This window comes from Serratia sp. J2 (assembly GCF_046269175.1).
In the GTDB taxonomy this organism is placed as follows: Bacteria; Pseudomonadota; Gammaproteobacteria; order Enterobacterales; family Enterobacteriaceae; genus Chania; species Chania fonticola_C.
The window spans coordinates 175,523-183,448 of record NZ_JBKABN010000009.1 but is presented as its reverse complement, the minus strand read 5'-3'; the positions used below and the strand labels follow the sequence as shown (position 1 = coordinate 183,448).

The 7,926-nt window shown below is 52.8% G+C and carries 8 protein-coding genes; 5 read left to right on the top strand and 3 right to left on the bottom strand.

Translation table 11 applies throughout. From position 1 onward, the window contains the following. Positions 1-49: 49 nt before the first annotated feature. Positions 50-1,303, bottom strand: coding sequence for an NADP-dependent isocitrate dehydrogenase (gene icd, locus ACKWMY_RS12180; RefSeq protein ID WP_021804667.1), 1,254 nt, complete (start codon positions 1,301-1,303; stop codon positions 50-52). Between the two features lie 140 nt (positions 1,304-1,443). On the opposite strand from icd, the gene rluE reads away from it, so the two are divergent. The 5 genes from rluE (at position 1,444) to purB (ending at position 5,746) form a co-directional block, all read left to right on the top strand. Beyond that, positions 1,444-2,070 (top strand): 23S rRNA pseudouridine(2457) synthase RluE, encoded by a 627-nt coding sequence (rluE, locus tag ACKWMY_RS12175; RefSeq protein WP_065686209.1) that lies wholly within the window; start codon positions 1,444-1,446, stop codon positions 2,068-2,070. A gap of 9 nt (positions 2,071-2,079) precedes the next feature. Beyond that, on the top strand, positions 2,080-2,526 hold the full coding sequence (locus tag ACKWMY_RS12170; protein WP_024485963.1) for an NUDIX hydrolase: 447 nt from the start codon (positions 2,080-2,082) through the stop codon (positions 2,524-2,526). Positions 2,527-2,621: 95 nt separating this feature from the next. Beyond that, positions 2,622-3,725, top strand: coding sequence for a tRNA 2-thiouridine(34) synthase MnmA (mnmA, locus tag ACKWMY_RS12165; RefSeq protein WP_021178255.1), 1,104 nt, complete (start codon positions 2,622-2,624; stop codon positions 3,723-3,725). 2 nt (positions 3,726-3,727) lie between these two features. Continuing rightward, positions 3,728-4,354, top strand: a complete 627-nt coding sequence (gene hflD, locus ACKWMY_RS12160; protein WP_021804670.1) for a high frequency lysogenization protein HflD — start codon at positions 3,728-3,730, stop codon at positions 4,352-4,354. A 21-nt stretch (positions 4,355-4,375) separates the two neighbouring features. Beyond that, positions 4,376-5,746, top strand: a complete 1,371-nt coding sequence (gene purB, locus ACKWMY_RS12155; protein WP_074032136.1) for an adenylosuccinate lyase — start codon at positions 4,376-4,378, stop codon at positions 5,744-5,746. Between the two features lie 156 nt (positions 5,747-5,902). Here the strand turns inward: purB and ACKWMY_RS12150 are convergent, their stop codons facing one another. Continuing rightward, positions 5,903-6,511, bottom strand: coding sequence for a maltose acetyltransferase domain-containing protein (locus ACKWMY_RS12150; RefSeq protein ID WP_409486354.1), 609 nt, complete (start codon positions 6,509-6,511; stop codon positions 5,903-5,905). 23 nt (positions 6,512-6,534) lie between these two features. Further along, positions 6,535-7,797, bottom strand: coding sequence for an MFS transporter (locus ACKWMY_RS12145; protein WP_074032135.1), 1,263 nt, complete (start codon positions 7,795-7,797; stop codon positions 6,535-6,537). Between the last annotated feature and the right edge of the window lie 129 nt (positions 7,798-7,926).

Here is a 7,926-nt window from a genome sequence, read left to right as displayed (position 1 = left end):
AAAAACGGGAACCATCAGGTTCCCGTTATCATTCAACGCTAAATCACACTTACATGTGTTTAACGATAGCGTCGCCAAACTCTGAACATTTCAGCAGTTTAGCGCCTTCCATCAGGCGTTCGAAGTCGTAAGTCACGGTCTTGGCAGCGATAGCGCCTTCCATGCCTTTAACAATCAAATCAGCAGCTTCGAACCAACCCATGTGGCGCAGCATCATCTCAGCGGACAGGATGATGGAACCTGGGTTCACTTTGTCCTGGCCAGCATACTTAGGTGCAGTGCCGTGGGTAGCTTCAAACAGCGCACAGTCGGAACCGATGTTGGCACCAGGGGCAATACCGATACCGCCAACCTGAGCTGCCAGGGCGTCAGAGATGTAGTCACCGTTCAGGTTCATACAGGCGATCACGTCGTACTCAGCCGGGCGCAGCAGGATTTGCTGCAGGAAGGCGTCGGCGATCACGTCTTTAACCACGATCTCTTTACCGGTGTTCGGGTTTTTGATTTTCAGCCATGGGCCGCCGTCGATCAGTTCACCACCGAACTCTTCACGTGCCAGTTCGTAGCCCCAATCCTTGAAGGCACCTTCGGTGAACTTCATGATGTTGCCTTTGTGAACCAGCGTCACTGAATCACGATCGTTGGTGATCGCATATTCGATGGCCGCACGAACCAGGCGTTTGGTGCCTTCTTCGGAACAAGGCTTAACGCCAATACCGCACTGCTCTGGGAAACGGATCTTCTTCACGCCCATTTCGTCACGCAGGAACTTGATCACTTTGTCGGCTTCTGCAGAACCCGCTTTCCATTCGATACCGGCGTAGATGTCTTCGGCGTTTTCACGGAAGATCACCATATCGGTCAGCTCAGGCTGCTTAACTGGGCTTGGTGTACCCTGGTAATAACGTACCGGGCGCAGACACACGTACAGATCGAGCTGCTGGCGCAGTGCCACGTTCAGAGAACGAATACCGCCACCCACTGGCGTAGTCAGTGGGCCTTTGATCGCTACGCGGTAGTCACGAATGAGTTCCAGTGTTTCTTCCGGCAGCCACACGTCTTTCCCGTAAACGTGGGTGGATTTTTCACCAGTATAGATTTCCATCCAGGAGATTTTACGTTCGCCGTGGTAGGCCTTTTTAACCGCTGCATCCACCACGTGGATCATGGCAGGAGTAACGTCAACGCCAATACCGTCACCTTCGATGAACGGGATGATAGGGTTATGCGGAACAACCAGTTTACCCTGGGCATCAACCGTAATCTTTTTACCTTCTGCCGGAACAACTACTTTGCTTTCCATCAACCTCTCCTTTCTGTCTTCAAGCGCAATTTTTGTTAATGCTTTGTAAGATGCGTGTCAATACTACTTGAATATTCAGCTCGCGCCAATCCGAAACGGATTAGGCTATAATGCGCTTATCATTCGAAATCTCAAAGACCATGACTAAATTCTCTGTTAAAAATCACCAAGTTAAACGATTCAGCCGCAGTAAACCCGCAGCACGCCAGAAATCGCAGGCGCCGCGGCGAGTGGTTATCTTCAACAAACCCTTTGATGTGTTACCACAGTTTACCGACGAAGCCGGACGCGTCACTCTGAAAAAATTCATTCCTTTCAGCGATGTTTATGCCGCCGGGCGACTCGATCGCGACAGCGAAGGCTTACTGGTGCTGACCAACGACGGAAAGCTACAGGCGCAACTAACCCAGCCCGGCAAACGCACCGGTAAGATTTATTATGTGCAGGTGGAAGGCGAACCCCAGGAGAGCGATCTGGCTGCATTGCGCCTTGGCGTTACGCTGACCGATGGGCCAACCCTGCCCGCCGGAGCGGAGCTGGTCGAAGAACCAGAATGGTTGTGGCCACGTACTCCGCCCATCCGGGAACGCAAGACCATCCCCACCAGTTGGCTGAAAATCACGCTCTACGAGGGCCGAAACCGCCAGGTGCGTCGCATGACGGCACATATCGGCTTCCCTACCCTGCGCCTGATTCGTTACAGTATGGGCAATCTTTCCCTGGGGAGCTTGCAACCTGGGGAATGGCAGACCGTCGATTCACTATAAGGAACCGCCATGTTTAAGCCGCACGTCACCGTTGCCTGCGTGGTTCATGCCGCCGGTAAATTTTTGGTGGTCGAAGAAACCATCAACGGTAAAGCCCTGTGGAATCAACCGGCTGGCCATCTCGAAGCGGATGAAACGCTGGTCCAGGCCGCCGAGCGCGAGCTGTGGGAAGAGACCGGCATCCGTGCCACGCCGCAGTCTTTCCTGCGGATGCATCAGTGGATCGCGCCAGACCGCACGCCGTTTTTGCGCTTCTGCTTTGTGATTGAGCTGGAGCAGCCGCTGCCCACCGAACCGCAAGACGATGACATCGACCGCTGTCTGTGGCTGACCGCCGAGCAGATCCTGGAGGCTGAAAACCTGCGTTCACCGCTGGTGGCCGAGACGATCCGTTGTTATCAGCAGCCGGAACGCTACCCGTTGTCGCTGGTTGCCAGCTTTAACTGGCCGCTTTAACGGCAAATAAGGGCCGTGCGCGCAGGCGGCCAACGTGGTAAAATCCTGCGCTTGTTTTTTATCGCACAGTACGTGTTCAAGTTCGTGAGATCCCCATGTCAGACAACAGCCAGAAAAAAGTGATCGTCGGAATGTCCGGCGGCGTCGACTCTTCCGTTACCGCCTATCTGTTACAACAACAGGGCTATCAGGTCGCTGGGTTGTTCATGAAGAACTGGGAAGAAGACGACGACGAGGAATACTGCTCGGCCGCCACCGATTTGGCCGATGCGCAAGCCGTCTGCGACAAGCTGGGCATCGAGCTGCATACGGTGAACTTCGCAGCGGAATACTGGGACAACGTGTTCGAGCTGTTCCTTGAAGAGTATAAGGCAGGCCGTACCCCTAACCCGGATATCCTGTGCAATAAAGAAATCAAATTCAAAGCGTTCCTGGAGTTTGCGGCTGAAGATCTGGGGGCGGATTTTATCGCTACCGGTCACTATGTCCGCCGCCAGGACGTGGACGGCAAAAGCCGCCTGCTGCGCGGCGTCGACGGTAACAAAGACCAAAGCTATTTCCTGTATACCCTGAGCCACGAGCAGGTCGCGCAAAGCCTGTTCCCGGTCGGTGAGTTGGAAAAGCCAGAGGTACGCCGCATTGCGGAGCAACTGGAACTGGTTACCGCCAAGAAAAAAGACTCTACCGGTATCTGCTTTATCGGCGAACGTAAATTCCGCGACTTCCTGGGCCGCTATCTGCCAGCACAGCCAGGCCCAATCGTTAGCGTCGACGGCCAAACCATCGGCGAACATCAGGGCTTGATGTACCACACCCTCGGCCAGCGTAAAGGCTTGGGTATCGGCGGTATGAAAGACAGCAGCGAAGATCCGTGGTACGTGGTGGATAAAGACGTCGCCAACAATATTCTGGTGGTCGCTCAAGGCCACGAACATCCGCGCCTGATGTCTATCGGCCTGATCGCCCAGCAGTTACATTGGGTGGATCGCCTGCCGTTGACACAACCTCTGCGCTGTACGGTTAAAACCCGTTATCGCCAGCAGGATATTCCCTGCACCGTGACGCCGCTAGACGCCGAGCGCATCGAAGTCCGCTTCGACGAGCCGGTCGCAGCCGTCACCCCAGGCCAGTCCGCCGTGTTTTATCAGGGCGATATCTGCCTGGGCGGCGGCATTATTGAACAGCGTATACAGGAGTAACCGTGGCGAAGAATTATTACGACATCACGCTGGCCATGGCCGGGATTAGCCAAGCGGCCCGTCTGGTACAGCAGTTGGCGCACGAAGGGCAAATGGATGGCGAAGCCTTCCATACCTCACTCAACAGCCTGTTGCAGATGGATCCGCCTTCTACCCTGGCGGTGTTCGGCGGTGAAGAGCGTAACCTTAAGATGGGGCTGGAAACCTTGATTGGTGTACTCAACGCCAATAACAAAGGCCCCGCCGCCGAGCTGACCCGCTACACCATCAGCCTGATGGTGCTGGAGCGCAAGCTGAACGCCAACAAAACGGCGATGAATACGCTCGGCGAGCGCCTGAGCCAGTTGGAGCGTCAGTTGGCGCATTATGAACTGGGTTCAGATACCATCATCAGCGCCCTGGCCGGTATCTATGTCGATGTCGTGGCACCATTAGGGCCGCGTATTCAGGTAACAGGTTCACCCGCCATCTTGCAAAATCCGCAGGTGCAGGCCAAGGTTCGTGCCACCCTGCTCGCCGGTATTCGTGCCGCCGTGCTGTGGCAGCAGGTTGGCGGTAGCCGCCTGCAGTTAATGTTTTCCCGTAATCGTCTGCTCAAGCAGGCGCAAAATATCGTTGCTCATTGTTAAACTTCCCAGGAGTTGCTACCGATGGAATTATCCTCACTGACCGCCGTTTCCCCCATTGATGGACGCTACGGTGATAAAGTCAGCGCACTGCGCACCATTTTCAGCGAGTATGGCTTGCTGAAATTCCGCGTGCAGGTTGAAGTACGTTGGCTGCAAAAACTGGCCGCTTGCGCAGAGATCAAAGAAGTTCCCGCTTTTGACGCCGACGCAAACGCTTACCTCGATAAGATCGTCGCAGAATTCAGTGAAGAAGACGCCCAGCGCATCAAGACCATCGAGCGCACCACCAACCATGATGTGAAAGCGGTGGAATACTTCCTGAAAGAGAAAGTGGAAGCGGTACCGGCTCTGCACGCCGTGTCCGAGTTTATCCACTTCGCCTGTACCTCTGAAGACATCAATAACCTGTCCCACGCACTGATGCTGCACACTGCGCGTCAGGATGTGGTGTTGCCGCACTGGCGCAAGATCATCGAATCCATCAAAGGGCTGGCGCTGGAATATCGTGATATTCCGCTGCTGTCACGTACCCATGGTCAACCCGCTACCCCGTCTACCGTGGGTAAAGAGTTTGCCAACGTGGCCTACCGGATGGAGCGTCAATATCGCCAGTTAGAGCGCATTGAGATCCTCGGTAAAATCAACGGCGCGGTGGGCAACTACAATGCCCACATCGTGGCCTATCCGGAAGTAGACTGGCACCGTTTCAGCGAAGAGTTTGTCACTTCGCTGGGAGTGACCTGGAACCCGTACACCACCCAGATCGAACCGCATGACTATATCGCCGAGCTGTTCGACTGTGTGGCACGTTTCAACACCATCCTGATCGACTTTGACCGTGATATCTGGGGTTACATCGCCCTGAACCACTTCAAGCAAAAAACCATTGCCGGTGAGATCGGTTCTTCCACCATGCCGCACAAGGTTAACCCGATCGACTTCGAGAACTCCGAAGGCAACCTGGGCCTGGCTAACGCGGTGCTGGGCCATCTGGCTAGCAAACTGCCGGTTTCCCGCTGGCAGCGTGACCTGACGGACTCCACGGTGCTGCGTAACCTGGGCGTGGGCCTGGGCTATGCGCTGATTGCCTATCAGGCCACCATGAAAGGCATCAGCAAGCTGGAAGTGAACCGTGCGCACCTGCTGGACGAGCTGGATCACAACTGGGAAGTGCTGGCCGAGCCGATCCAGACCGTGATGCGCCGCTACGGCATCGAAAAACCGTATGAGAAGCTCAAAGAGCTGACCCGTGGCAAGCGCGTGGATGCGGCCGGTATGCAAACCTTTATCGATAGTCTGGAACTGCCGGAAGACGAGAAAACCCGCCTGAAAGCCATGACGCCAGCAAACTACATTGGCCGCGCCACCACCATGGTTGACGAGCTGAAGTAAGCGTCTTCCCTTGTATCTTTAAAGGCTCTTTAGTTACCCGCCCAAGGGCGGGTAAACTTTAACCGAGCTGAGCCTGCCCCCACAGCCAGATCACCTATGAAACAACAAGCCGGCAAGATCAGCGACCCTACGCAGCGAAAAGATTATCTTGCCGTTTTATAGTGAGCTATCTGTGAAACGCCGCCCTTTATGGTAGAAAACTCGATCGTGCTCACCGATTGGTCTTAGTACGCGGCAGGGAACGCCCGCAGCAACCACGTCTGCAGGCACATCCTTGGTCACCACGCTTCCAGCACCAATAACGCTGTTACGACCAATGGTAACGCCAGGGTTAATGATGACCCCACTCCCAATCCAGACATTATCTTCAAGGGTTACGGGCAAAGAAAACTGCTGGCCGGTAATACGCACCGCAGGATCCACCGGGTGCCCCGTGGTAGATATCGTGACATTCGGTGCAATCATCACATTATCGCCAATCTGGACCTTACCGTCGTCCACCACAACCAGATTAAAGTTGGCATAAAAGTTTTCCCCAATAGCGATCTGGCTACCATAGGCAACATGCAGTGGCGGCTCAATCCAAAAGTTCTTGCCAATCCTTCCCATCAGTTGTTGGATCAGCGCTTCACGTTTTGTCCGCTCTGAAGGCCGCGTATGATTAAAGTCATAAACCAATTCTTTTCCGCGCAGGCGCTCTTCTGCCATACCTTCATCCATATCAGTGTATAAACACCCACTGGCTAACTTTTCCCGTTGCGTCATCATCGCATTATCCTTGTCGTTGACTATGCCATATCCCTTACGGCTTCAGGTTCACGTTTAAAAGCTGACAGCGGCCCACGCCCCGACAAAGTGAAGACTGATATCAGAGTAAACGTTAGCGCAATAAGCCCCAGAATAAGGTAGGTTCCGTGGAAGCCGACTTTTTCATACATATTCCCGGCAAAGACCGACATAAACATGATGGCTAATTGTTTAAAGAAACAGAAGCAAACCAGATAAATAGTGGCAGAGAAACGCACCTCAAATACCGAAGTGATATATTTAAAACAGCCGACGATCAGGAACGGAATTTCAAACATATGCAAGGTTTTCAGAATAACCACCTCTAACGGCGTAGAGGCAAATGAAGAGCCGATAATACGTATAGACATGATTAGCCCCGCGAGCAACAGCGCATTTTTTCCACCGATACGATTCACAATGAGCGGTGCAAAAAACATGATTGAGGCATTCAGCAACTCCCCCATCGTGGTGACATAACCAAAAACACGCGTTCCTTGATCGGTAGAAGAGAAGAACGAAGTGAAAAAGTTGGCGAATTGCTGATCAAACACATCATAGGTACAGGAAACGCCTACCACGTACAGGGCTAAAAACCACAGTTTTGAGTCTTTCAATAATTCGAACGCCAAGCGTAAATTAAATGGCTTGGTGTTAGCGCCCAATTTGTCAGCAACCTGGGCGGTACTGCCGGTTTCAGGCTTGGCGATAAGTAACAGGATCGCCAGTATCACGGCACAACCAGAGCCTAACCAGAATACAAATTCGTTGTTGATGGTAAACATGATGCCAACCACAGAGGCACACAACGCCCAGCCCACACAGCCAAATAAACGCGCGCGGCCAAATTCAAACGAGCTACGGCGGCTTACTTTCTCTATATACGCTTCAATAGCCGGCGCACCTCCGTTATAAATGAAGCCAAGATAAATCCCACCCGCAATGGAGCCTAAAAAAATATTGGTGCGTAGTAACGGGCCAAAAACATAGATAAAGAACGGCGCAAACAACACCAGCATCCCTGTGATTATCCACAGCAAGTGTTTTCTCAACCCCAGCTTATCCGACAGCAAGCCAAATATCGGCTGAAACAGTAATGAGAAGAAGGAGATGCTGGCAAAGATAATACCGGTATCGCTTTTACTGACCTGGTTGATGTCATGCAGCCAGATAGGGAAAAACGGAAAATAGGCGCCCATGATGAAGAAGTAGAAAAAGAAAAACAGCCCAAACATCCAGAAGTTAGTGTTTTTTAAATAGTACATGCGAACTCCTTGTGCAAAACCCAAGCGCGTTTGAGTTCATACTCAAGTACGCGACATTATTTATATTTTCATCAGGTAGGAGATAGATACTTTTCCGTATTTTAAATACTCGAGTTGCGGGAAGGTGCT

Bases quoted from the DNA above. Each gene is read 5' to 3' on its own strand.
- mnmA (WP_021178255.1), top strand. From the start codon at position 2,622: ATGTCAGACAACAGCCAGAAAAAAGTGATCGTCGGAATGTCCGGCGGC.
- purB (WP_074032136.1), top strand. From the start codon at position 4,376: ATGGAATTATCCTCACTGACCGCCGTTTCCCCCATTGATGGACGCTAC.
- ACKWMY_RS12150 (WP_409486354.1), bottom strand. From the start codon at position 6,511: ATGACGCAACGGGAAAAGTTAGCCAGTGGGTGTTTATACACTGATATG.
- ACKWMY_RS12170 (WP_024485963.1), top strand. From the start codon at position 2,080: ATGTTTAAGCCGCACGTCACCGTTGCCTGCGTGGTTCATGCCGCCGGT.
- ACKWMY_RS12145 (WP_074032135.1), bottom strand. From the start codon at position 7,797: ATGTACTATTTAAAAAACACTAACTTCTGGATGTTTGGGCTGTTTTTC.
- rluE (WP_065686209.1), top strand. From the start codon at position 1,444: ATGACTAAATTCTCTGTTAAAAATCACCAAGTTAAACGATTCAGCCGC.
- icd (WP_021804667.1), bottom strand. From the start codon at position 1,303: ATGGAAAGCAAAGTAGTTGTTCCGGCAGAAGGTAAAAAGATTACGGTT.